A 24,141-nucleotide genomic window follows, 5' to 3' on the forward strand; every position below is an offset into this window, starting at 1 on the left:
CAGGTGCCGAGTAGCTATGTCTGGAACGGATAACCGCTGAAAGCATCTAAGTGGGAAGCCGGCCATAAGATAAGGTCACTCACAGGGTTAACCTGGTAAGGTCCCCGGTAGACTACCGGGTTGATAGGCTGCGAGTGTAAGCACAGTAATGTGTTGTAGCTGAGCAGTACTAATAGACCGAGGGCTTGACCATTTTGCAATTATTAACTTAAGGCAAGTATACGAGTTCGCATCAATCTGCAATTGTCAATGGAATGATTGATAACTGAATACGCTTTCCTGGTGACCATACCGGTGGGGGTCCACCCGTTCCCATTCCGAACACGGAAGTTAAGCCCACCAGGGTCGACAATACTTGGGCGTTAGGCCCCGGGAAAATAGATCGTCGCCAGGGCTAAATTAAAAGCCTCCAGCATTGAGCTGGAGGCTTTTATACATTTCCAGAAATTGAGACTGTCTCACATAAACTCTGGGGACTGCCTCATTCTCATTTATTGCCCGTCCAATGCAGAAAAAAATAGTTCCTTTGCGAAATCATCCGTCACCTCGACAGGGTTGGTGATCCTGTGGCTGCCATAGCGGTTCATCGCTTCGCAGATGCCACTCCAGTCCGACTCTTTCAGCCCGAACTGTGCCAGGTTGCTGGAAAAACCAGCGGCCTTACACAACTCAATCAGACGAAATGCGACATCATCGCAGCCCATGGCATTCTTTACTTCATTATATGTACCGGGCAATAAGCGTTCGTTCAGCCTGATCACATGCGGAAGCAGTGCCGCCACTGCTTCGGAGTGCCTTATTCCAGCAACAATGCATATAGCGGGCGCAAGGCTGTGAGACGCTCCAAGACCCATCTGCATCGCAAGACCCGCAAGATAACTGCCAAGTAGGCACGCCAGCCTTGCATCGAGATTATCCGGATCATTCTGACTTTCAGGCAGGCCATTGCATAACTCTTGAATGCTTGCAAGAGCAATGTGCCGCGTATATGCAGTCGATTTTCTCGACACTGCGCTTTCGATCGCGTGAGAGAATGCATCCATAGCCGTAAGCGTGGTGAAATATCTGGGCAGTGACACAGTCAGTTCAGGGTCGAGTATAACGATATCCGGCGTCATCATCGGATCAGATATGCTGCGTTTGATCTGAAGATGTTCATTTGTCAAAACCGATACGCGCGTCGCTTCGGAGCCTGTACCGGCTGTTGTCGGCGCAAAGACCTGTGCGATAGGGGGATTGACTATCTCACGTCGTTTGAGTTGATAATCCTCAGTATAGCCATCGTTGGTTGCCATGACTGCGGCAGCTTTGGCTGTGTCCATCACGCTTCCACCCCCAACAGCAATAATTACATCAGCTGAAAACTGTCTTGCCTGCTCGGCAAGCGCATCCACCATTTCGATAGTTGGCTCATGCTTGATCGGGTCGGCCACCAGACAATCGCTTTTCAGGCCAAAGAGTTGGTCTGCAAGTGTATCAATGAGCTTTGAGCCATGAAGATGCTCACCGGTCACAACTATCGCCTTGCGCCCCACCCTGGCAGCTTCCACGGCAGTCTTTGAAAACGCGCCTGCTCCACAGTGCGTGATTTTCGGGCTTGTTATATCGAATGACATATTTCTCCCCTCCAAACCAGGAAATTATATCACTTTTGCAGGAGGACGGTATTGTCTGTATAATAGAGGTGTGACTACAAAGGGGGATAACTGACACGTACGACGTAATTGTTCTTGGCGGAGGTCCTGCCGGTCTGACGGCTGGCATATATGCATCCAGGGCAAGGCTATCTACGCTCCTGGTGGAGAAAAACTACCCTGGCGGGCAGTTGATGATGTGCGAAAGCATCGAAAACTACCCTGGCTTCGCAGCGACATCCTCCGGTTACGACCTTTCCAACGCAATGCGCGAGCAGGCTGAAAAATTCGGTATGAAGACCAGGATCGCCGAGATCGACCGCATAGACCTGTCAGGCGATATCAAAGTACTCCACTCCGCCGACGGTGAGCAGATCAGGGGAAAAACCGTGATCCTGAGCCTTGGCGCCAAACCCAGGAGTCTCGGTGTGCCCGGCGAAAAGGAATTTCTCGGCAGGGGAGTGTCATACTGTGCATTATGCGATGGCGCATTTTTCAAGGGCAAGAAACTGGCCGTTATCGGTGGTGGGGACACGGCGGTGGAGGACAGCGTGTTCCTCACCCGATATGCTTCAGAGGTCTCGATTATCCATAGACGAGACAAACTCCGTGCCCAGCGCATCATTCAGGAGCGAGCATTATCGCACCCTGTGATAAACGTGCATTGGAATAGCATAGTAAAGGGTATCGGAGGGACCGACACTGTCGATCATCTGGTATTGGAGAATGTTGTTACAAGACAGACTGTAGAGATGCCGGTCGATGGAGTATTTATCCTTATCGGCCTCGACCCGAACACAAAAATGCTCGATGGTCAGATCAATCTGGATGAGAACGGCTACATCATTACAGATGAGAATATGCAGACAAATATCCCCGGAGTATTCGCGGCGGGTGATGTTCGCCATAAACTGCTGCGACAGATAGTGACAGCCTGCGCGGACGGCGCGATAGCGGCCACCGCTGCCGAAAAGTATATCGAGTCCAGGCAGGGGTTAGGCAGCAAGCAGTAGGCGGCAGAGTAGAATCAGCCGGTTCATCATGATAAAAACCACACTTCGGAGTGTGCTCAAGCTGGCGCTGTCTGTTCTGGCAGCAGTAACGGCAGTCGTGCTTGTGGCAGCACTTGCAATACAATATAGAATCCACATTGCCAACGAGTGGCAGCAATATGTCTATTTGCCTGTAATGAGCGCGCCTCAAAAAGCAGACCGCGTGTTGGTCTTTGCGCCGCATTCGGATGACGAGACCCTCGGTTGCGCAGGGATGATTGCAAAGGCTGTCGAGAACGGGGCAAGTGTGCATGTCACGTTGATTACCAATGGCGATGGTTTTAGGTTCGCGGTCGGCAGAGCATACAAAACTTTAAGAGTCACTCCGAAAAAGTGTGTCACTTTTGCTTACAGGAGACAAAAAGAGACTCTGGGTGCACTCTCCAGTCTGGGCGTTCCGCCTGAGCGGGTTACGTTTCTCGGGTATCCTGACAGGGGCATTGTCCAGATGTGGACAAAGTACTGGGACAGGGACACTCTTTATCTTTCCCATGCGACCAAGTCCATGCATTCTCCCTACACCGATTCGCTGACCAGATATGCTCCATACTGCGGTGAGGCGCTGATGGATGACGTAATGCATGTTTTGGAGCGCGATAGGCCCACCGATGTATATCTGCCTCACCCACTGGATAATCACCCCGATCACTATGCCACCTATTGCTTTGTAGCAGCAGCTATCGAGCAGCTTATATCTGAGCATCGCGACTTCGCAAAAAAAATCAGGCTCCACACGTACCTGGTCCATAGAGGCGACTGGCCGGTTCCGAAGGGCTATCACCCCAAAGATCCGCTGGCTCCGCCATATGCAATGGCATCTGGTGACACTCGGTGGAAGTCGCTGCCATTGGGACCGCAGGTCGCCAAGCTCAAACGAAAGGCCATCGGCGAGTACAAGACCCAGACGGCTGTCGAGAAAAGCTTCATGATGAGCTTTGCCCGAGGCAATGAGATATTCGGCGATGTGCCGGATCGCAAAGTGAACAGGGTCGAGTCATGGCAAATTGCTGTAGACGGCAACCCCGATGACTGGCGAGGAATACCCCAGGCAGTGGTGGACCCGGTCGGCGATTATGTTATGGCGAGCCTGAGCAAGGGCGGTGACGTGCGTGCTATATACCTGTGCTCAGACAATGACTATCTTTACGTGCGCATCGACTGCGCAAAGAAGCTCTCGAAACAGGTGAGGTACACGATCAATGTCCGCGGGATCAGCGACACGGACTCGGATGACTGGTATACGGTCTCAATCAAACCTCCGCGCAGATGCACCCCAAAAGACACTCACTGGGCATACAAAAACAACGTGCTGGAGGTCGCAGTGCCGTTGAGCAAACTGCGCCTGGATGAAGACATGTTTATCCAGGTCAAGACCATGACTATGAAAATGACTGTTGACCAGACGGGCTGGCACGCCGTAGAGTTTGGCGCTGACTAAGCAGACGTAATTTCAGGTTTTGAGTGAAACGAACTGAGCGTGAAATCCAGATTTTTAAGCGTGGAGAGTTCGTTTTGGCTGTTTTTTTATTAGTTATTGGTTATTAGTTGTTAGTGACTGGTTGTGTGACTGCCAACCGGCTGTATCAAAATCGACTATTCCTTCCTTGTTCATTCTCAGAGAAAATTTCCCTCTCATAATAACAGTACGACAACTCGGGCAAAATGTGATGAAATGGCCGGTACATTTCAGCTAAATGTTGTTCATGGGTTGTGAATACAGGAGATTGGTGTTGGGGTGAGTGTGCCCGGCGGATTCGGCAGCGGAGCTTGGCTTTAGTGTTCGGCTTACACGTTATTTACTGCTACCGAATAACGAAAGCGCATACAGGGGATGAATATCCCAAATAACATAGGCCCGGGATTCAAATCCCGGACCATCAGGACTGCCAAAAATAGAGAAAGTCTATCTTGTGTTCCTCGTTGAAATGTACCAAATAGTAGCACGATGGCAATATTTTACTATAACGAACCAACTTGCCACCTTGAGGGATCAAATTGATTGGAATGTCGGGAAGCATCGTTTTATCATTACGATTCAGAACTATCGGAGTACTGTCCCAGAGATAGTTTGCCTGAGTTTCTGTCATACCGTAATCCAGCAAATTTTGTACACGTAATAATTCAATGCTGCTTTTGCACGTTTCCAAGCTGAAAAACAAATAAAGAACCAATCCAGTGAAGAGTATGCCTAATAAATAGATTTTGAGTTTACTAGAGCTGACCTTTGGGATGTTGCCCACATTTTCTTCCATTTCTGATTCTCCATTTGCAGCTTATGCTTCATTTACTATTTGAGTAAAAGCACGTGTCTACTCACCTTTTTCTTTCGTTTCTAGAGCAGAAATAAAAAGTGCCACACCTGATATAAATATCAAATATGGCGACCGTTGGTCACATGCTCCTAGAGTCGCCATACCGAAGCCAATTCCAAAAACTAAGAACGCTAATAATAGCCGCAAATTTCTGCGCTTTTTTATACCGAACGCTATACAGCAAGCTGCAGACATGGACAACGCGAATTTATCGATCCAATCCATTATGCTGGTGCCCTATTCCTTTTTCGCCCCAAGAACATCTGCAGCCTTCATAAACGAAGTCAGCAGGTCAATAGGTACAGGGAAGACGATTGTAGAGTTGTGTTCAGCGCCTACCTCAGTAAGGGTCTGCAAGAACCTAAGCTGCAGAGCCTGAGGGTTCTGGCTGATGATTGCTGCTGCATCTGCGAGTTTCTGCGCTGCCTGGAACTCACCCTCGGCGTTGATGACCTTTGCACGGCGCTCGCGCTCGGTCTCGGCCTGGTTCGCCATGGCGCGCTTCATAGTCTCAGGCAGACTGACGTCTCGCACCTGCACGCCGGTCACTTTGATGCCCCAAGGCTCTGTGGCCTCGTCGATTATGGTCTGCAGGTGCATGTTGACCTTCTCGCGCTCGGAGAGCAGTTCGTCAAGCTCCGCCTGACCGATTACGGAGCGCAGTGCAGTCTGAGCCTGCAGCGATGTTGCCCTGATCCAGTTCTCGACCTTGGTAATCGCGTTCTCGGCGTTCACCACCTGGAAGAAGACTACTGCATCCACCATCACCGACACGTTGTCGCGGGTGATGATCTCCTGCTTGGGCACATCCATCGTGATGACGCGGGTGTCGATCACGATCATCTTGTCGATTATCGGCCAGACGAACCTGATCCCCGGCAGTTTGACATGATCGAACCGCCCGAACCGCAGCAGCACGCCTCTGTCCCATTCACGGATTATGCGGATCGAGCTGAGCAGCACGATAACCACAAAGAAGATAATTACACCAAGAAAAGCGCTTAAAGCCTGCATTTGTTTCCTCCGAAATTGTTATTAGTTTTTCGAGGTAATTGCAAAAGTCATCAACCATGTCATTTCGAGCGCAGCGAGAAATCTGCTGTTACAGCGTTAGGTTCAAAGCAGATTCCTCACATTCGTTCGGAATGACAAAGATTAAGACGTTCTCTCGTTTTGCAATTGGCTCTTTTGCTATTGGTTGTTAGTGGGATCAGCATTATCCAACATACCGGACTAATCACTAAGAACCAATAACTAATCACTCTCATGCTTTCGCACGGTGAGTTTGAGACCGGACATGGACACCACATACACACTCTCGCCCTTTGATATGACGCCATGTTCGCTGGTGGCACTCCAGAGTGAGCCGTCAACAAATATCTCGCCTGTCGGGTCAAGGTCTGTCCTTGCTTCGCCTATATGTCCAACGACACCTTCCCTGCCCGACACATATGGCCGCCTCATAGCCCTGATTCCAAGGCTGATTACAAAGAAGAAAAATGCGCCGGTGACCAGAGCCACGGCAATTAGCACCCATAATGAAACCATAAAACCCTCCGACGACCGGAACAACATCATAAGCCCGAAAAACAGACTGACTACTCCACCCACCGACAACACCCCATGCGTTGGTGTGAACAGATCGATCATAAACAGCACTATAGCCAGGCCGATGAATGCAAAGCCCGCAGTGTTCACCGGGACCACTGAGTATGAATATAGCAGCAGCAGGACTGCGATCGAGCCGAGCACACCCGGAAATATTGCGCCGGGGTTGGCAAGCTCGTAGATGATGCCGTACATCGCGATCATGGTCAGAAACAATGTGACATACGGATTGCTCAAAAAGTGCAGGAACGAGTCCAGCATGCCCATCGGCATCTCTTTGAGCGGAGCATCGGCTGTGTGAAGCGTGACTATCGCGCCGCCTGTTTTTACTTTACGACCATCTATCTTTTTCATGAGCTGCGGTGTGTCTTCTGCAACATAGTCGATCACGTTCTTTTTCAGGGCGGCTGAAGCTGTCAGTGTGGCAGCCTCACGCACTGCCGAGGCTGCCCAGTCTGCATTGCGACCCCGTTTCTCGGCTATCGATCGCGCATATTCGGATGTATAATTTACTTGCTTTCTTTTTAAGGTTTCGTCCGTTTTTTCGGCTTCGCCGCTTGGGCTGATGCTCACGGGCGTGGCTGCCCCTATGCTGCTGCCGGGTGACATTGCCGCCACGTCAGCCGCCATTGTGATTAGCGCCCCAGCCGAAGCTGCCCATGCCCCGCTCGGCGAAACATATACAATCACGGGAATCTTGGCTGCGAAGAACGACTTCACGATCTTTTGCATGGATGAGAGCAGCCCGCCGGGTGTGTCCATCACGATCAGTACTGCCTGCGCGCCTTCTGACTGGGCTCTGTCGATGCCGTCGCTGATGTAATCTGCTACAGCGGGGTCGATCTGGCCGTCTAAGTGCAGGACGTAGATGGGCGCGACTTTCGCCGCATGCGCGGCAAGAGGAAATAGAAACAGCAATATCGTTATCAGTATGATAGAGCGCTTCATATTCAATAAGTTTCTATATGCAGGGCAATAAGTCCTTTATCTGCAAACTAAAAGAGGCCGATCAGGATTCAAACATAGGTTGATTATTCTTCCACCTTTGCATAGCAGTTATCTCCTTGTTGGATGTCTTAATCACTATGGATGCCTGACTTCGCAAGTCGGGATTGGAGCTTTTTGTCAGCAGCAGCAAAGAAGCATCCTTTGCACGCTGAAGATAATCGAGCATAACATCGACAAACTCCGCATCGAAGTGGCGAATGTTGGCCTGCATCAGCCTTCTGAAATCCACATTTGAGTTTGCACAGTATTCGTTTATCTGCCTGCCGGTCATTTGGCTATACCAGAGTTCGAGCTTTTTGTTTAGATCATATTGTTCATGCCTGATATTATCCGAGAGCTGCCTTAGCCCGGTATCCATGGTGTATTTCACTTCCACTTCGGCCAGAGCCTGAGTATCGCTGTGGAGCTGATACATCGATATCATGTAACGCAGATCGAACTCGACTCCTGACAGTTTGTTCAAAGAGGAAAGCGACCTCAAATCACTGCCTGGAGGCCGTGTTCCCACTTGACACTCTTCACATATTGCCATAAGAGGAACGGAGCACATTATGACTGTAAGCAGCAATGCCGTTCTCATCATACCACTCCTGATTGCACGAATTGTGACACGTAATGTACTTTCCCGTGCGTAGATATGGGCAATCGAATTTACATGAAATCCACTAATCAATTGACCGAATTAGCGCTAAATCGGCTATTATAGATAATATACAGTCTTGGAGGCATTCTTGGAAATCACACAACATATACCTGCGGACCTCGCAGCAATTCGCAAGAAGAAACCGCTGATCCACAGCATTACCAACTTTGTGGTAATGAATGAGACCGCCAACACCACACTCTGCATCGGTGCGCTGCCCATTATGTCGCACGCAGTGGAGGAAGTCGAGGAGATGGTAGGCATCGCGGGCGCATTGGTCCTCAATATCGGCACCCTCACACCAACATGGATCGATGCCATGGAGCTTGCCGGCAAACGAGCCAACGAGCTTGGCATACCGGTAATCCTTGACCCTGTTGGTGCAGGCGCCACAAAGCTCAGGACCGAGTCGAGCAAACGCCTGCTTGAAAATGTGAAGGTATCTATCGTGCGCGGCAATGCCGGTGAGGTCGCCACGCTTGCAGGAATCGCCGCGGAGGTGCGCGGGGTCGAGTCTATTGGTGCCGAGGCGGGGACAGATGAGATCGCTAAGAAGTTTGCATCAACATACGGCTGCACTGTTGCGATCACCGGTCCCGTGGATGTGGTGAGCGACGGCAGCAGAATCGCTCATATTTCCAATGGCGATGCTATGCTCGGCAAAGTGGTCGGAACGGGATGCATGTCCAATGTAATAGTAGCCTCATTTGCCGCTGTTGATAAGGATGCGTTCAGCGCAGCAGTCGGCGGCCTGGCTGTGTTTGGAATTGCAGGCGAGATGGCAGCCAAGACTTCTGGTGAGAGACCCGGCACGTTTCATGTCGAGCTTTACAACGCGCTGTATGCCATAAGTGCGGCTGATATAGAATCGGGCGGCAGAGTGCAAATATCTTGTAGCAAATGATATAGAACCGAAGGACTTTTGCCCTCCAACATACAAGACTTACAGGTGACACAATAGCAATAGACGAGGATTTCAATGGAAAAAAGAGTTCAAGCTGAGCATGGGATTATTTGTGAACTGCCCGGCGAAAGATTCGGTTACTTTGCGTGGCCGTCGGTTGCGCGTATGGATGACGGAACACTTGTGGCGGCAAGTTCGGGCTTACGGACCAGCCATATTGACCCATGGGGCAAGACAGTGATCAACATCAGCCGCGATGATGGGAAGACGTGGTCCTGGCCGCGTATAATCAACGATTCGCCGATAGATGACCGTGACGCAGGCGTTATCTCGCTCGGCGGCGATAAACTGCTCGTGACCTGGTTCACATCCGACACGCGCGAGTATACAAACGAGCACTATGCCAGGATGTTCAAGGTCGAGGAGTGGAAAGACACTCTCTCTTTCTGGACGGATGAGCTTGTCGATAAATGGTTCGGTTCATGGGTGATCACCAGCGACGATGCCGGTGACACATGGGACGGACCGTTCAGGTCTCCCGTTACTTCGCCTCATGGTCCGATCAAGCTGGCCGATGGTGACCTGCTCTATTTCGGCAAGGGATTTACCAGAGTTAGAGCCGAAGGCCACATTATGGCTGCTCGAAGCAAAGACGGCGGGCGAACATGGGATGTGGTCGGAACAGTGCCGATGTATGAGGGCACCATCCCCGATAACTATCACGAGCCGCATGTTGTTGAGTTGCCGTCCGGCAAGCTGATCGGGATGATTCGTGTCGAGAGATTCGATCCTGAAGACAAGGAAAAAGGACTTATCAACTTCAGCATGTTCCAGACCGAGTCTATTGACGGCGGAAGGACATGGAGCGATATGAAGCCTACGGGCATATTGGGTTCACCGCCGCACCTTATCCGCCACTCGTCGGGAGCGCTGGTGTGCGTTTACGGATATCGAGCGGAGGGCTATGGGCAGCGTGTGCTGCTTAGCAAGAATGACGGCGAGACATGGGAGAACTGGATCATACGTGACGATGCTCCCAACTGGGACCTCGGCTATCCCGCTTCGGTGGAGATGAGTGACGGCAGCATCTATACGATATACTATCAAGCGGTCGCACAAGGCGAGAAGTGCTCGCTGATGTGGTCGCGCTGGAGCTTGCCGTCATTTTAGTAAGACGAATATATCAAATACGCAGTAACCGTTTTTTGTTTCGGAGTCCAGATTGAAGATTATATGCTTGGGTGATTCGATTACGCTGGGCATCAGGCCTGGTGTTGCAAATGAGCAGACCTTCGAGTTTTTGCTCACAAGTATGCTGGTCGATGACGGCATCGACGTTGAAATAATAAACGCAGGTATCGGCGGTGAGAACACGGCAGGCGGGCTCGAAAGATTCGCCAAAGATGTGATTGGCGCTCACCCGGATTATGTGACGATCATGTACGGCACAAACGATGCTGCGGTAAATGAAGGTTGCACTGAACCCAGAGTCTGCCTGTCGGACTACGAGTCCAATCTGCGATCCATGATATCCCAGGCCGGATCAGCAGGTATTGCCTCGATCATCATGACCCCTATTCCTTTGGGAGATCACTGGTCGTATGTGGGTCACAGACCGTATAAAGAGCAGGGTGCTAACTGCGTAATCAAAGCATATGTCGATGCTGTCAGAAAGATTGCCGCAGATGAAAGCATCCCACTGATTGACAATCACGCTGCCTGGTGGGAGTGGCAATCAAAAACCGGCTCCAGAATCGAGACTCTGCAGACGGATTCGTGCCATCCCAACCCGGCGGGCCATAAGCTGCTGGCTGAAACGATGTATAAGGTTATTCATATGATCGCGAAACGTTGATCGTTTATCGTATCAGCCACTCAGGCAGCCACTCCCTATCACGCTCAACAAGATCATTAAACAGCGAACGCATACCAGCCGGGTCAAGACACGCTCCCGCCAACGGGTCGAGGAGCACAGCGTTGAACGCAGCGCGCGCATCCTCATTCGCTATAGCCTCGACTATCTGCGAGTGCACCTCAATATTGCGCCTGCACAGCGATGCGCAAGGCTCCGGCAGAGGATCGACCGTATCCGGGTGCAGACCATCTTTATCTACCTTCACGGGCAGTTCGACTGTGGCTCCTGTCGGCAAGTTGGGTATATAGCCCTTGTTTGCAACGTTAAGACTCATAGTGCGGGCAGTGTCCGTAATAACAGAATGTACTATCCTCATCCCGTATTCTTCGCTCAGCGCAATAGGAACGGACGTTTCGTCCAGCAACTGCTGTTTTTGTTTGTCCCAATTCTTGGCCCAGTGCTTTTCATACAGGTAAATATCCCAATTGAGCGGGATTTTCTGCTCCACGCGCCCTGCGGGAGGCTCGGATGGCTCAATTATCTGGCCTCCCCATCCGCCCATACCGAAGTTAAACGACGGGTCTTCATGGTCGAATACCGCAAGGGGCTTGAACCATTCCCGGAAATAAGGCACGTATTCCGCGGAATGATAGCTCGATTCAGTTACGAAATATCCGGCAGCGTCCATCAGAGCGAATCTCACAGGGTCCTGCTCACGGACTGAGGGCAGGATCTCTCGGAGCCGTGGATACATATCCTGTCCGTTATGCTTCATCTCCAGTATCCAGAGCATGTGGTTGATACCCCAGCCGCGCAGATACAGCTCATCAGCAGGTATTTCAAGAAACCCTGCCAGCAGAACACGGGTGTGTTCCAAACCATGGCACATGCCCACAGAGCGAACGTCGGTCATGGCGTTTACGACCCAGCAGTTTACCGCCATCGGATTTACATAGTTAAGGAAAAGTGCGTCAGGGCACATCTGCTCCATATCGCGGGCTACACTCAGCGCCAGTATTCCGGTTCGTATACCTTTGAAGACACCCGAGGGACCCAGTGTATCGCCTATTGCCATCGGCACTCTATGATCGATGCACACTTGGACCTCACGCTTGCGAGCCTCAAGACCATTGGGCTCATACATAGCGAAGACAAAGTCAGCACCATCCAAAGCCTGTCTGCGGTCAAGTGTCTTGGTTACGCTGATCTGCCGTTTCTGCTGTGAAATCACTTTGTTGACCAGCATTTCGGTCGTCTCCAGGCGGCTTGCGTCTATGTCCATTAATGCCAGTTCAATAGGCGGCAAATCGTCAAAGGTCGCCAAGTCGATCACGAGTTTTCGAGCGAAAATATAACTGCCTGCTCCAATGAACGCTATTTTCATCATTACTCCTCTACATCTGCTTGCTTGTGGGTTCATTATCACACTCTGGAATTGTGCCTGTCAATACGAATTGCGAAAAGCTGAAATGACACATCCATACTTGGAAGGAAACGTGACGATTTGTGTCTAAGGCCGTCCTATGTTTAGCCCTACTGAATCCGGCATAGACCAGGATGCTCTAAAGCACTATATGGATGAGCAAATATACTCTCTGCCGGGAATCGAAAACCATCGAGATGTGTTTACAGTTCTCCTGACCGGGAGTCGCGCAACTGGAAAGCATAGCGTGACCTCGGATATCGACATCGATGTTTTGTGCCCGCAGAACGTATATGATGTAGTGCAGATGGAAGCATATCGAGCAGGCTTTATCAAATCGCAAACATCGTTCTTTTGTATACAGCCGGCGGAAAAAACAGGTCACTATTTTGGTATTGAATTAGGCAACCCACATTTTTCTGTAACCCCGCTCGAAAAGGTCCAGAAGCAATTTAGTGATTATGAAGATGTGCCGTTGTGGATTTGGACGAACGCCAAGATCATCACTGATCCAAGCCGACAATTCAAGAATATTTGCAATTCATTTACTGCATATCCGCATGACATACTGATAAACAAGATCAAGTATCACTGGCTTATGGGCTGGTATTGGGCTATTGAAGTCTATCCGCTGCACCATAAATCGGACGATGAGCTGCTGCCCGCAGCAAGTTCGCTACTCAATGCTATCAACGAGTTTCTGAGAGTGTTTTTCCTTGTCGACGGGAAGCCTTTTCCATATACGGAGCGGTTGGTCTGCCATGCCGCCGATACCACACTCGGTCACAAGTCCCTTGCTTACTTGAGAGATATAGTCGATCTGGTGGTGGGCAAAACGCTTCCCGATATGCACCCCTGGCAGCGTCTGGACTCTGCATTTGAGTCCTTGTGCTGTTCAGACAAGAACCATGATGCAAAGCTGCATCAAGAGATGTGGGACCACATGCTGGTGGAAACAGGACTCGACGAAGAGTGGGTTGACTCGGCGTTCGACAATATCGATGACCTGATCAACGGCAGCTTGGGTCCACCTCCATAGGAAACAATATAGCGCCGGTCTGTCAGTGATGACCAGTATTATGCGAAATAGAATCAAGGATGCCGTGGTATGGCCCGCGGCTTGAAAGCAATTTACGTTCATTTGTGCCGTCACTCTGTAATAGATACAAGCGAGGGTAATTATGATAAAGAAACTGATTCTCATAGTTTTTTTGATGCTCATTGCATTTCCAGCATCTTGTGACGGCACAAACACGTTAATAGCCTGGCCAGGGTGGATTGTCTCGTCGACAGAGGACCTCTACATGGGGCACAAGCATACATCGTTTCCACTCACAAACATGTTTGATGGCGATGTAAGTACCGCTTGGGTATTCAGCGGAAATGGCAAAAGGATTGACGGCAGCCCGTCAGGATATGAAATCAAGCTGACTCGTGATGAGGATGTGAAACCCGTAACTGTTGACAGTATTTGGATCATGAACGGCTATAACAAGTCACAAGAACTGTTTTTGAGAAACAACCGGATTACCAAGCTTAATGTCTTCATTAACGGCAAATACATTAAGACTGTTAAGCTGGCAGATTCAATGGGTTGGCACAAGATATCGATTCCGGGGAAGCCTGTCACCGAAGTCAGACTGGTTTTCAATGGATTTGCAATAGGCCGAGATAATGACATATGTATTTCCGAGATAGCTCTTTATAATCAGGACAAGAAAATCAACATGAATATGCCAAAGCTTGTTGAGTTTACGGAAGGCGACGGCGATTGTGGATGTGGCCAAATGTTTTATGTGATCGACCACAAAGGTAAACGACTTAAAAGCTATGATATGGAATCTCCTTGCGTATGGAGTCCCAGCGGAAGATATATTGCTTGTGTCGAGCTGTGTAAGAATAGGAAACTCTGGGTGATGGATACATCTACTGAAAAGGTTATAGTGCGACAAACTATTCCAGGGGATAATTGGAGTTGGTCTGAAATAGACCATTGGAAAGATGAACACACTTTAGTATTTACTTTGGTAAAGCAGCTTCCAGGAAAGACAAAAGACGGCGATTACAAATACGAATACTATAAAAAGACCATCAAGATTCCTAATCAATAGACCAGGAGACAGCTTATTCCCAAGGGCATACTGGTATTAGCTTGCCTTATCTCCGCATATCTCCTACTCTCCTCATTTTTGTGATTTACGCTCGTTCAATTGACTTGGGAACTTGATTGTGATATCGTACATACATAGATTGAGTATTCGGGGAAGCAGTGGGGACGACCCCAATGTTTCCCTTTTTTATGTATCCACAGAGGAATTGGGATGAACATAATTAAGCTATTCAGCGCCAATGAGCGCGAGATAAAGAAGTTCCGCAAGGTCGCTGATCAGATAACCGCTCTTGAACCATCCATAAAGTCTCTGACTGATGAGCAGCTTCGAGCAAAAACAGACGAGTTCCGCGAGCGCATCGCTCAGGGTGAGACTGTTGACGACTTGCTTGTTGAGGCATTTGCAGTTGTGCGCGAGGCCGGCATTAGGACGCTTGGGATGCGCCATTTCGATGTTCAGCTCATCGGTGGAATGGTGCTCCACCAGGGTCGCATCGCCGAGATGAGGACCGGTGAAGGCAAGACACTGGTCGCCACTCTTCCACTCTACCTAAACGCCCTCGAAGGCAAGGGCGCGCATCTGGTCACTGTAAACGACTTCCTCTCAAAGCGCGACGCTGCCTGGAATGGTCCACTATATCATTTTCTTGGCCTAACTGTCGGCTCGATCCATGGGCAGAGCGCAGAGAGCGGCGGGAGTGGAAATTCATACATGTTCGACCCCGATTATGCCGCTGAAAGCCCGCTGGGATGGGATAAGCTCAGGCCTGTGACTCGCCAGGAGGCATACGCCTGTGATATCACGTATGGGACCAACCATGAGTTCGGGTTCGACTATTTGCGTGACAATATGGCTTTCCGAGCTGAGGATCTGGTGCAGCGTGAGCTTCACTATGCCATCGTCGATGAGGTCGACTCCATTCTTGTGGATGAGGCAAGGACCCCGCTGATTATTTCCGGGCCGGGCAACCGTTCCAGCGATATGTATTATAAAATGGACAAGGTCGTCCGCAGACTCGTCAAAGAGCGCGATTACACGATCGATGAGAAGGCCAAAACGGCCATGCTCACTGAAGACGGCACTCGCAAGGTCGAAGAGATCACCGGCTGCGGCAACCTCAGTGACCCTGATAATATTGAGATAAACCAGTATGTCAATGCGGCCTTGAAGGCTCATGCCGTATTTAAGAAAGACATCGACTATGTGGTCAAGGACGGCCAGGTTATCATCGTCGATGAGTTCACAGGCAGGCTCATGTTCGGCAGGCGCTGGAGTGATGGACTCCATCAGGCAGTCGAAGCAAAAGAGGGCGTCCCGGTCGAGGAAGAAAACCAGACCCTGGCAACCATCACATACCAGAACTATTTCCGCCTGTATGACAAACTTTCGGGTATGACCGGCACTGCAAAGACGGAAGAAGAAGAGTTCCGCAAGATATATGCGCTCGATGTGGTCGAGATTCCGACAAACCGCCCCGTGATCCGCAAAGACTCACCGGATGTTATCTATAAGACCGAAGAGGCCAAGTTCCGCGGGATAGTAACTGAAGTTTTGAAGGCATATACGCGCGAACAGCCTGTGCTGGTCGGCACACGATCTATCGAAGTCTCCGAGCGGGTAAGCGAAAGGCTTTTATCTGAGAGGCTCCAGCTTTTGGCTGCAACAATCATCCTGCGATCACGGCTGGATGCAGACAAAGAGATCGGCGATGAGAAGCAGGAACTCTTCAACCATCTAAACTCCAAATTCGAGACTCTCGGTATCAATAATTTCAGCAAACTTGCTAAAAGGCTTGAGGTCGAGCTTAACATGCTCAGTGATGCCAATATCAGCGAATTGGCGTCGATCCTTTCGATCAGACCGAGTGGAATCGCCAAACTCCGTGAGGCCCTAAAAGAGGGTATCGTTCATAACGTATTGAATGCCAAATACCACGAGATGGAAGCGCAGATCATATCTCAGGCCGGCCGCCGTGGAGCAGTAACTATAGCCACCAACATGGCAGGCCGTGGTGTTGACATCATACTTGGCGGCTCAAAGCTTTCTGATGACGAAGAGGCCGAGTTTGAAGATGACCCGATCGAGATGCAGGCTTTCGATATGTCTGACCTCACCTGGGATATGGACTCATGGAAACAGCATAACCCGGACAAATATGACGAATCGCTGAAGAATCCGAAGACGCTGAACGTGATCGAGCGGGGCGGCATGTATATAATCGGCACAGAGCGGCATGAGAGCCGCCGGATCGACAACCAGCTCAGAGGCCGTTCCGGCAGACAGGGTGACCCAGGCGCGTCCAAGTTCTTCGTCTCGTTTGAAGACGAACTGATGCGCCTGTTTGGCGACAAGTCGGGCTCATGGATGTTCCAAGGCTGGCAGGAGCATGAGGCGATCGAGCATGAAGGCGGCCTGGGCAAAGTCCTCTCGAAAGCTATCGAGCGGGCGCAGAAGAAAGTCGAAATGCACCACTTCGAGATGCGCAAGCACGTTCTCGACTATGACGACGTGATGAATGTCCAGCGTGAGACTATCTATAAAGAGCGCCGCCGCATCCTCGAAGGTGCCGACCTCCGGGCGACTGTAATTGGCTACCTGTATGAGACTATGCAGGCAGCAATCGATATGTTCTGTCATGAGGGCATGGCGACTAACGAATGGGACACAGACGGCTTGTTCCATTATGTAAACGGCATTCTTCCTTTGGAATTATATGCCAATCCATCTGATCTCAAGGGCAAGAAGCGTGATGAGCTCTCGGATATGCTCGATGAGATAGTCGATAAGAGCTATGAGGCCAAGGAACAGGAGATCGGCGTTGAGCTGATGCGTGATATCGAACGCCATGTGACCTTGGATATGATAAACCGCAAGTGGATCGATCACCTGGACGCGATGGACTTCCTGCGTGAGGGAATCGGCTTACGGGGCTATGCTCAGCGCGACCCGCTGGTCGAGTATAAGAAAGAGGCCTATGACCTCTTCTCGGCTATGCTCGACAGCGTACAGGAAGATATGGCCAAGATAATGTATCGTGTCCAGACTCAGGAGCCTCCAAGGCGCAGACGCCTGACATATGATAACCTCATTGAGATGTCATCCGAAGGTCCTCAGGGCATGGGTGAGGATCAGGCAAAAATGGCCAAAGTTGCAGCCACGATAAAGGGCAAGCACGGCAAGATAGGCCGCAACGATCCTTGTCCGTGCGGCAGCGGCAAGAAGTTCAAGAAGTGCTGTATGGGCAAGTTTGAACAGTAAGTCCGGTTGACTCTATATGAATCTTGATGGTTCTTGATTTGATGGTCCGGAGAATCTTTCCCCGGACCAAAATATGCTTGATTATTGGTGGCAGAAATGATGCCGCTGTGTGTATAATGCATTGATATCATACACATTTTGTGGTATACTCCATATGACTCGAAACCGGAGGGGTCAACATGCGCACCAATATTGTGATAGACGACGCTTTGATTAAGGCCGCACAGGAAGCCACCGGGCTAAAAACTAAGAAGGCCGTTGTGGAAGAAGGACTGCGGCGTCTTGTCAAATGCAAACAGCAATTAGACGCTATCAATGCGCTCAAAGGATCGGCAGATTGGGAAGGCGATCTTAGGGCGCTTCGCGAAAATAGAGTTGTTGCAAAATGGTAATCGTGGACAGTTCGGTCTGGATCGACCTGCTGAGAAATCGCGAAACACCTGAGACGCTTGCCTTTGAGCGCCTCGCAGCAGAAGAGGAAATCGGGCTTGGTGACTTGATTTTGTATGAGGTGTTGCAGGGTGTTACTCCTGCAGATCGGTTCGAGAAGGTCAAGTCTCATCTGCTTGCGTTCGATGTTTTTACAATGGGTGGCCGTGATCTCATACTTGAAGCCATTCAAAATGCGCGCACTCTGCGTTCACAGGGAATTCAAGCGGCAACAGTAGACTGCCTCATCGCGACATTTTGCATTATATCAAACAGCCGACTTCTCAGCTCAGACCACCATTTCCAGCCGTTTGTAGACATTCTCGGCCTTACTATGGCCTAACCGTGGCGGCAATTTCCGAATCCCGGGAAAAGAGATACTTGTTTTGATTATTTTTGAAACCCAAAGGCTGATAGCCCGTTATTGGGAACCTGATAAAGACGCCGAGCAGGCCTTTCGCATTTATTCCCACCCCGAGGTAACCCGCTTCATACGTGCTCCAAAAGATATTCCTATTAATGTGGATGCGCAGAGAGATGAACTGATGAAGAAATGTGCCGAGTATCGTCACAACGACGGCACAGGCTACTGGCCCGTATTATGCGTAAAGCGCATAATACGGGTCTCCGAGAGCATTATTCACGTTTCTCGTGAATAATGCGGGCTGGGCGCTTGAAGAAAAGGAGTCAGGCATAGTAGTCGGAAGCGTAATCTTGAAGTGGCTGCCGGATGCGGACCGGGTTCCAACAAAGGACATGGAGGTCGGCTGGCATATGGGTCGTGAGCACTGGGGCAAAGGCTTTGCGACCGAAGCAGGGATGCGAGCTGCGCGCTATGCCCTGGATACTCTAGGCCAGAGCGTGATATATGCCGTAGTCAGGCCGGGTAATGAACGTTCCGTCCGTGTGACTCAAAGGATCGGCATGCGACCGGTGGGCACGACAAACAAGTATTACGGCGCAGAACTGCTGCTTTTTGAGTTGAGATGAAATAGACAGAAGTGCCCGGACCGGCAAGTCCGAGCACTTCCTATCGCATCTCCGGCCATCGGAGCTTGATTATGCTTTCAGCACACACACGGATGCTGGCACTTTTATGTATGGTGTCAGACTTTCGGAGATACTAAACACAAACCTCTCATCTTCAGGACCGATGTAGCCGGTCGTCATGTCCTGGCCGATTATTATAGAAGCAAACTGCTTGCCCGCAGCCAGCAGCACCCCTCCGTTTTTGATCCCCGGAGCCTTAATGACACTGCTGCCCACCATGCTCTCCACATGCTGCATCTCGGTTTGGTTGCCCTGGGGATATCGTTTATACAGCAGATTATAGAGGTTCGGCGAGAGCGCCAGCAGATATGGTCCATGAAAGCCTGACACATCAAGTGTGCTCAGCGCTTTTATAATATCGTTTGCCGCCGAACCGATTTCTTCCCAACTGCCGAGTTTGCTCGACTGGGTGCCTTTGGCATTGAGCAGCCCTTCTATTCCAAGTTCCTTGCTGCCTTCAAATATCAGGACATCTTCCGCTGACGCCATGTTCATGGCGGCGGATGCAACTGCTTCAGTGTCCAGCGAAAACCCGCTCGACTCAAATGCAGCCAGGTCGCGTGCTCCGAGTGAGAATGTGGTCTCAATAAGTGGAACAGCGAGCATGTTGCCGGCAGTTACCTTTGGGTCCGATTCTTTGATTGTCTTGTCCGGCAGTGGAATACTCTTCAATGCCAGACCATACGGTCCTTCTATATCAAGCAATTTTCTTGCGGATAGTTGACTCTTTGCGGAGGAAATCACTATCTCGTCCAGTCTGGAAAATACTTCCTCCGACCCCGAAAAATCTTCACGTCCGAGATATTTATTCGTCATTTTGGTGTCCTTTCACAGCAATACTATTTCAATGATCCTATCGTCAGCTCAGCTTTATCTTTTTCAGCCTCGGAGCCTGACTCGTGCTCGGCTTTTTCGGCAGGCGTAGCCGGTTCGAGTTCGCCTCTCGCCACTTCTTCAGCCATTTCCTTCACTTCGGCTGCGCCATTGGCGAGCCACGCGTCTTCCTCATATTTTGTAAGGATGTTTATGAGTTCAGTGAACTCGCCGACATGTACGCGTTCCTCGTTCGCAATATCCAGAAAAACCTTTTTGGCCAGAGGATTATCTGTGGCGTCCGCATGAGCCTCATATAACGCTGTGGCCTCTTCTTCTGCTGCCACATCGAGCCTGAGCGCTCTGATCAACTCGGTGATCGTCATCTTTTTTGATGGAGTATTTCCATAGAACGGATCTGAAAAACTGGGCATTTGGCACCTCCAATATATGTTTTAATGCTCAGCTACAATCTACCCACCTGCAAATTCAATCAAACACAACTATTGATCAGACCAGCGCGCCCGCAATGGTGCTCACCATCGACTCCAGGCTGGTCGGCTCGAAGTTGAACTCCTCATAAACCCGCATGCGGTCGGCCTCCACAGGCACATCAGGGATAAGTTTGAACATCTTGATATAGTCCTCGACGACCACCGGGCACATACCCATCTGACTGAAAAACTCGCGAGCCTGGTCATCATTCATCTGAATATACTGCACGTCTTTGCCGACGGCATCCGAGACTATATCGGCGACTTCGTCCATCGTATAATCCCTGCCGCCGAGAATATCGTATTCTTCCTTCTCGCCTTTTGCTCCGCGCATCAGAGACTTTACTGCCGCATATGCAATGTCTTCGGTGGATACCATCGGGATGGGCACGTCAGGAGGGAGAAGTGTGGATATGATGCCATGGCTGCGTATCATATCCATCTGCTTATATAGATTGTCCATAAAGAACGCCGGGCGCAGAAATGTGCAGTCGACACCGGAGGCAAATATGGCGTCTTCTATCGCGGCTTTCGATTCAATCTGAGCAATCCCGGTCTTTGCATGCGCTCCAATCGAAGACATATGTACCACATGGTTTACAGTCGAGTCTTCCAGTGCATGGCCATAGTTTTTGCCGATGGCGATCTCTTCTTTGATGTAGTTATCGCTTGCAATGTTTATCGGGGTCATCAAAAACGTTCCGTCACAGCGGTCAAGAGCATCTTTTACATCCCCGATGTTGAGCATGTTTCCTTCGATTATCTCAGCTCCGCGGTTTTTAAGCACATCGGCCTTTTGCGGCAAGCGCACCATTGCCCTCACGGCCACACCAGACTCCAACAGCATGGCGGCAACTCTGCCGCCGACATTACCTGTCGACCCGAATACACTTATCATGGTAACAGCCTCCTTGTGAGCAATTCTAATTAATTAAATTCACGATTTTTTGTATTTTAATGGTATAAAAAACAATAGCGGTACGCAGGCGACAAACTGTGAACTACCTAACCTGGATTATGCACTTCTCGCATAATCCGGGTCTCCGAGAGCATTATTCACGTTCTTCGTGAATAATGCTCGCTAGCTGAGTTGTTTCCCATGGAGGGGGCTTTATCAAACCATGATGGATAGGCCTGCCGCATGTATGACAAAGGGCGCTTTGCAGTATATGCAAAGCGCCCTTTATTATCTTCAGTGCCGTCTTTGGCAACCTATGTTTTCAGTATCTCTATTTCATCTCTCCTGAAACAGTGAACTGTCGTATCGCGGCGATGAGGAAATGTTATCGGTCTATGCTTGACCACTAGCATATCGCCCTCATCATCCGCTCCACAGACCTTTCCGAGCATGCCGTCATACTCATCTCTGGTCTTCATTCTCACTATCGCTCCCGAGAACTCGCTCTGTGTCACCGTTGACACCCCCTTGCGACATACTCCTCCCGGGTGCTTTACAATATATAAAAGCCCCACATGTGCCGTGTGCCTACCGAGTTTTTGAACCCTAGCGAACCAGGGCGGAGTCTCCTGTCGACCTTCGCGATTTCCCGATTGCTCGGGACTGCCACTTTGGATCGGCAAGTAAAGACTCCTACAATTTTGAGTGTCGGCTCAAAACTTCCTCGACTAATCACGTACACCGCAGGGCTTTCTTACATTACCCATATTGCATTGCCATGTGTATATTACCACACCATGGCGGCCTTTACAACCGAAATCGAGGCCGGTTTACTGATTTTGACGCACAAAATTGAGCTGAAGGTCGCTGATCAGCCCTCGCAGCGCTGTGCGGTCCTGTTCCTCAATGTAAGGCTGGAGCTTATCGACTATAAACACCACCGTATCGATGGCGACCTTGGCCTGGGTAAGGTCTTTGGATATTTCTTTTTGTCCTGGTGCAAGCCGCAAGCCCATCAGCATCCAGGCCTGTTCGGCCAACATACTCACCATAAACTCCATAGTCGCGTAAACATTCGGCGGCGGCATACCTGCCTGCTCGTCATCAGCCGAAGCTGCTTCCTGAGTCGGTTCCGCTGTCTGACCCGCCTTTGGCTCCTCGGCAGGAGACTGCTCGACATTTTCTTCTTTCAAAGTGCCGTCAGCGTTGACTCTTCTCTTGTCCGTCACTTTCGGTTCTTCGTCCATATTTATCGCCTCCCATATGTATAGCTAGTGCAATAACCGCTATGGCTGCTCCAAGCGTGTCTGCTGCCAAATCCAGCAGGTCGAACGTGCGTCCCGGCACGTATAGTTGATGCACCTCATCAGTCAGGCCATATGCTGCAGAAATACCTATCGTGATAACGATCTGCTGCCACTTGGGCGCCGTTATGTTCAATGCCCGCCATGTGAGAAAACCGAGCACTCCGTATGTGAGTGCATGCTCGATCTTGTCTGAGTAATCAATCTTGTCCAATCCGGGTATTGAAGGTAGTTTGGATTGAGACGAGAGAAAAAATATTAGTCCCATCCAAAGCACCACCGGTCCCCATCGGTAAATCTTATCTTTCATAAATAAACTTGTTGAAAGCACTTATCCATTACGTTTCCAGTCATCTATCGTCAATTCATAATAACTATAGTCGCCACTGAGTTGTTCACAATCTGGAACTTGCCTGTATGCAGTTTTGATGTACCGCATACCGCTTTTCTGTTGCACCTTACCGCTCGCAGGGTTATCAACATGATGATGCGTATACACTTTTTCAACTCCCAATACAGAGAAAGCAAAATCCAAAACACACTTACAAGCCTCAGTCATTATACCTTGATTCCAATACTTTCGACTTAACAGGTAATGAACAGAAACGCTGTTATCTTCATTGTTTATTTCATTGAGATAAATGTAGCCTATAGCCTGTGAAGCATCTTTGAGTACAATAACCCAGTGATATGTTTCTGGATTTGAATACTCTTCGATCCAACGCGACAAAAGAGACTTTGTTTCCTCGATATTCTTGTGTGGTTCCCATCCCCAAAATCGGCTAACCTCCGGGTCTGTTACCCAATTACGAAACATATCTTCTGCATCGTTCATGTTATATCTTCGTAAGACGACTCGATTTGTTTCGATTGTTCGCGTTCCTACATGATTCAACATGGTGGTAATCTTCCGTCACCTGTTTGCCATTAAAACATATAGCATAACGACGCATGTCCTTGTCAACCATGCGTTGTACCGCCATAGATCCATGCCATTTCGTCTTTTTACAGGCGATGATCCGGATTGATCAGGTGCGACGCTCGTTTTTCGGATAGCAAAATGTCCTACCACTGATTTCATGCTGGCACCTAATGAACCGACCGATTTAAGAGAAAATAGCCCGGCGCTTTCTGCGGAAGGAACAATTGCTCCACCAGCCTTCGCTATACGCTTCTTCGAAGCTCAGGGCTACGGCTGGCAAGCCGTGGTTTTGCTTCGCATGTCACATGAGTCTGTGAACATACTCCTTTGGCCTGGATTAGAGCAGATGTTACCCAAAACGCTCTCAACCGGTTCTTCATCCGCCGAAGCTTCAGCGGAGGAGGATCTATCGGGCCGTTTTTC

At 49.9% G+C, this 24,141-nt stretch carries 25 protein-coding genes, 2 rRNA genes and 1 other RNA gene; 14 read left to right on the forward strand and 14 right to left on the reverse strand.

Features of this window, described 5'->3' with window-relative positions:
• Both LLG46_08740 and rrf read left to right on the forward strand, forming a co-directional pair.
• Window positions 1-193: ribosomal RNA gene (locus tag LLG46_08740) — 23S ribosomal RNA — on the forward strand; the annotation flags it as partial.
• Window positions 194-278: 85 nt separating this feature from the next.
• Window positions 279-394: ribosomal RNA gene (gene rrf / locus LLG46_08745) — 5S ribosomal RNA — on the forward strand.
• A gap of 97 nt (window positions 395-491) precedes the next feature.
• On the opposite strand, the gene LLG46_08750 is transcribed toward rrf, so the two are convergent.
• Window positions 492-1,616, reverse strand: coding sequence for an iron-containing alcohol dehydrogenase (locus LLG46_08750; protein MCE5323384.1), 1,125 nt, complete (start codon window positions 1,614-1,616; stop codon window positions 492-494).
• An 86-nt stretch (window positions 1,617-1,702) separates the two neighbouring features.
• Here LLG46_08750 and trxB point away from each other — a divergent pair, with 86 nt between their 5' ends.
• Both trxB and LLG46_08760 read left to right on the forward strand, forming a co-directional pair.
• Window positions 1,703-2,647, forward strand: a complete 945-nt coding sequence (gene trxB / locus LLG46_08755; GenBank protein MCE5323385.1) for a thioredoxin-disulfide reductase — start codon at window positions 1,703-1,705, stop codon at window positions 2,645-2,647.
• A 28-nt stretch (window positions 2,648-2,675) separates the two neighbouring features.
• Entirely contained in the window at window positions 2,676-4,124 is a 1,449-nt protein-coding gene (locus LLG46_08760; GenBank protein MCE5323386.1) for a PIG-L family deacetylase, read from the forward strand.
• Window positions 4,125-4,563: 439 nt separating this feature from the next.
• On the opposite strand, the gene LLG46_08765 is transcribed toward LLG46_08760, so the two are convergent.
• The 4 genes from LLG46_08765 to LLG46_08780 form a co-directional block, all read right to left on the reverse strand.
• Complete coding sequence (locus LLG46_08765) at window positions 4,564-4,938, reverse strand: hypothetical protein (protein MCE5323387.1); 375 nt, start codon at window positions 4,936-4,938, stop codon at window positions 4,564-4,566.
• 297 nt (window positions 4,939-5,235) lie between these two features.
• Window positions 5,236-6,012, reverse strand: coding sequence for an SPFH domain-containing protein (locus LLG46_08770; protein MCE5323388.1), 777 nt, complete (start codon window positions 6,010-6,012; stop codon window positions 5,236-5,238).
• Window positions 6,013-6,252: 240 nt separating this feature from the next.
• Complete coding sequence (locus tag LLG46_08775; GenBank protein MCE5323389.1) at window positions 6,253-7,554, reverse strand: nodulation protein NfeD; 1,302 nt, start codon at window positions 7,552-7,554, stop codon at window positions 6,253-6,255.
• 61 nt (window positions 7,555-7,615) lie between these two features.
• Window positions 7,616-8,077 carry a DUF305 domain-containing protein gene (locus tag LLG46_08780; GenBank protein MCE5323390.1) on the reverse strand — a complete coding sequence of 154 codons (462 nt, stop codon included), beginning with the start codon at window positions 8,075-8,077 and terminating at the stop codon, window positions 7,616-7,618.
• A gap of 286 nt (window positions 8,078-8,363) precedes the next feature.
• On the opposite strand from LLG46_08780, the gene thiM reads away from it, so the two are divergent.
• The 3 genes from thiM to LLG46_08795 all read left to right on the forward strand — a co-directional run bounded on the left by thiM (window position 8,364) and on the right by LLG46_08795 (window position 11,016).
• A complete protein-coding gene (gene thiM, locus LLG46_08785; GenBank protein ID MCE5323391.1) occupies window positions 8,364-9,161 on the forward strand; it encodes a hydroxyethylthiazole kinase in 798 nt (265 codons plus the stop codon).
• A 75-nt stretch (window positions 9,162-9,236) separates the two neighbouring features.
• The gene (locus LLG46_08790; GenBank protein MCE5323392.1) at window positions 9,237-10,331 is read left to right on the forward strand and encodes a glycoside hydrolase; all 1,095 of its coding nucleotides are present in this window, start codon (window positions 9,237-9,239) and stop codon (window positions 10,329-10,331) included.
• 52 nt (window positions 10,332-10,383) lie between these two features.
• Complete coding sequence (locus tag LLG46_08795) at window positions 10,384-11,016, forward strand: GDSL-type esterase/lipase family protein (protein ID MCE5323393.1); 633 nt, start codon at window positions 10,384-10,386, stop codon at window positions 11,014-11,016.
• A 4-nt stretch (window positions 11,017-11,020) separates the two neighbouring features.
• Here LLG46_08795 and LLG46_08800 read toward each other — a convergent pair whose 3' ends face one another.
• On the reverse strand, window positions 11,021-12,403 hold the full coding sequence (locus LLG46_08800; protein ID MCE5323394.1) for an alpha-glucosidase/alpha-galactosidase: 1,383 nt from the start codon (window positions 12,401-12,403) through the stop codon (window positions 11,021-11,023).
• Between the two features lie 136 nt (window positions 12,404-12,539).
• Here LLG46_08800 and LLG46_08805 point away from each other — a divergent pair, with 136 nt between their 5' ends.
• From LLG46_08805 to LLG46_08835, 7 genes are all read left to right on the forward strand, one after another.
• Entirely contained in the window at window positions 12,540-13,478 is a 939-nt protein-coding gene (locus tag LLG46_08805) for a DUF4037 domain-containing protein (protein ID MCE5323395.1), read from the forward strand.
• A 142-nt stretch (window positions 13,479-13,620) separates the two neighbouring features.
• Complete coding sequence (locus LLG46_08810; GenBank protein ID MCE5323396.1) at window positions 13,621-14,550, forward strand: hypothetical protein; 930 nt, start codon at window positions 13,621-13,623, stop codon at window positions 14,548-14,550.
• Between the two features lie 210 nt (window positions 14,551-14,760).
• Entirely contained in the window at window positions 14,761-17,808 is a 3,048-nt protein-coding gene (locus LLG46_08815) for a preprotein translocase subunit SecA (protein MCE5323397.1), read from the forward strand.
• A 179-nt stretch (window positions 17,809-17,987) separates the two neighbouring features.
• A complete protein-coding gene (locus LLG46_08820; GenBank protein MCE5323398.1) occupies window positions 17,988-18,200 on the forward strand; it encodes a type II toxin-antitoxin system VapB family antitoxin in 213 nt (70 codons plus the stop codon).
• A complete protein-coding gene (locus LLG46_08825; GenBank protein MCE5323399.1) occupies window positions 18,194-18,580 on the forward strand; it encodes a PIN domain-containing protein in 387 nt (128 codons plus the stop codon). Before LLG46_08820 ends, LLG46_08825 begins: the two co-directional genes overlap by 7 nt.
• Window positions 18,581-18,623: 43 nt before the next feature.
• A complete protein-coding gene (locus LLG46_08830; protein MCE5323400.1) occupies window positions 18,624-18,896 on the forward strand; it encodes a GNAT family N-acetyltransferase in 273 nt (90 codons plus the stop codon).
• The gene (locus tag LLG46_08835; GenBank protein ID MCE5323401.1) at window positions 18,889-19,227 is read left to right on the forward strand and encodes a GNAT family N-acetyltransferase; all 339 of its coding nucleotides are present in this window, start codon (window positions 18,889-18,891) and stop codon (window positions 19,225-19,227) included. The genes LLG46_08830 and LLG46_08835 overlap by 8 nt, the downstream gene beginning before the upstream one ends.
• 69 nt (window positions 19,228-19,296) lie before the next feature.
• Here the strand turns inward: LLG46_08835 and LLG46_08840 are convergent, their stop codons facing one another.
• The 8 genes from LLG46_08840 to LLG46_08875 form a co-directional block, all read right to left on the reverse strand.
• A complete protein-coding gene (locus tag LLG46_08840) occupies window positions 19,297-20,103 on the reverse strand; it encodes a bacteriocin family protein (protein ID MCE5323402.1) in 807 nt (268 codons plus the stop codon).
• 23 nt (window positions 20,104-20,126) lie between these two features.
• Complete coding sequence (locus LLG46_08845; protein ID MCE5323403.1) at window positions 20,127-20,534, reverse strand: Rubrerythrin; 408 nt, start codon at window positions 20,532-20,534, stop codon at window positions 20,127-20,129.
• 76 nt (window positions 20,535-20,610) lie between these two features.
• A complete protein-coding gene (locus tag LLG46_08850) occupies window positions 20,611-21,492 on the reverse strand; it encodes an NmrA family NAD(P)-binding protein (GenBank protein MCE5323404.1) in 882 nt (293 codons plus the stop codon).
• Between the two features lie 314 nt (window positions 21,493-21,806).
• Window positions 21,807-22,007 (reverse strand): hypothetical protein, encoded by a 201-nt coding sequence (locus LLG46_08855; GenBank protein MCE5323405.1) that lies wholly within the window; start codon window positions 22,005-22,007, stop codon window positions 21,807-21,809.
• A gap of 49 nt (window positions 22,008-22,056) precedes the next feature.
• A non-coding RNA gene (ssrS, locus tag LLG46_08860) (6S RNA) lies at window positions 22,057-22,245 on the reverse strand.
• A 77-nt stretch (window positions 22,246-22,322) separates the two neighbouring features.
• The gene (locus LLG46_08865) at window positions 22,323-22,739 is read right to left on the reverse strand and encodes a DUF1844 domain-containing protein (GenBank protein ID MCE5323406.1); all 417 of its coding nucleotides are present in this window, start codon (window positions 22,737-22,739) and stop codon (window positions 22,323-22,325) included.
• A complete protein-coding gene (locus LLG46_08870) occupies window positions 22,693-23,106 on the reverse strand; it encodes a VanZ family protein (protein ID MCE5323407.1) in 414 nt (137 codons plus the stop codon). The genes LLG46_08865 and LLG46_08870 overlap by 47 nt, the downstream gene beginning before the upstream one ends.
• Window positions 23,107-23,127: 21 nt before the next feature.
• Entirely contained in the window at window positions 23,128-23,694 is a 567-nt protein-coding gene (locus LLG46_08875) for a GNAT family N-acetyltransferase (protein MCE5323408.1), read from the reverse strand.
• Window positions 23,695-24,141 lie beyond the last annotated feature (447 nt).

The organism is bacterium (assembly GCA_021371935.1).
Taxonomy (GTDB): Bacteria; Armatimonadota; UBA5829; order UBA5829; family UBA5829; genus UBA5829.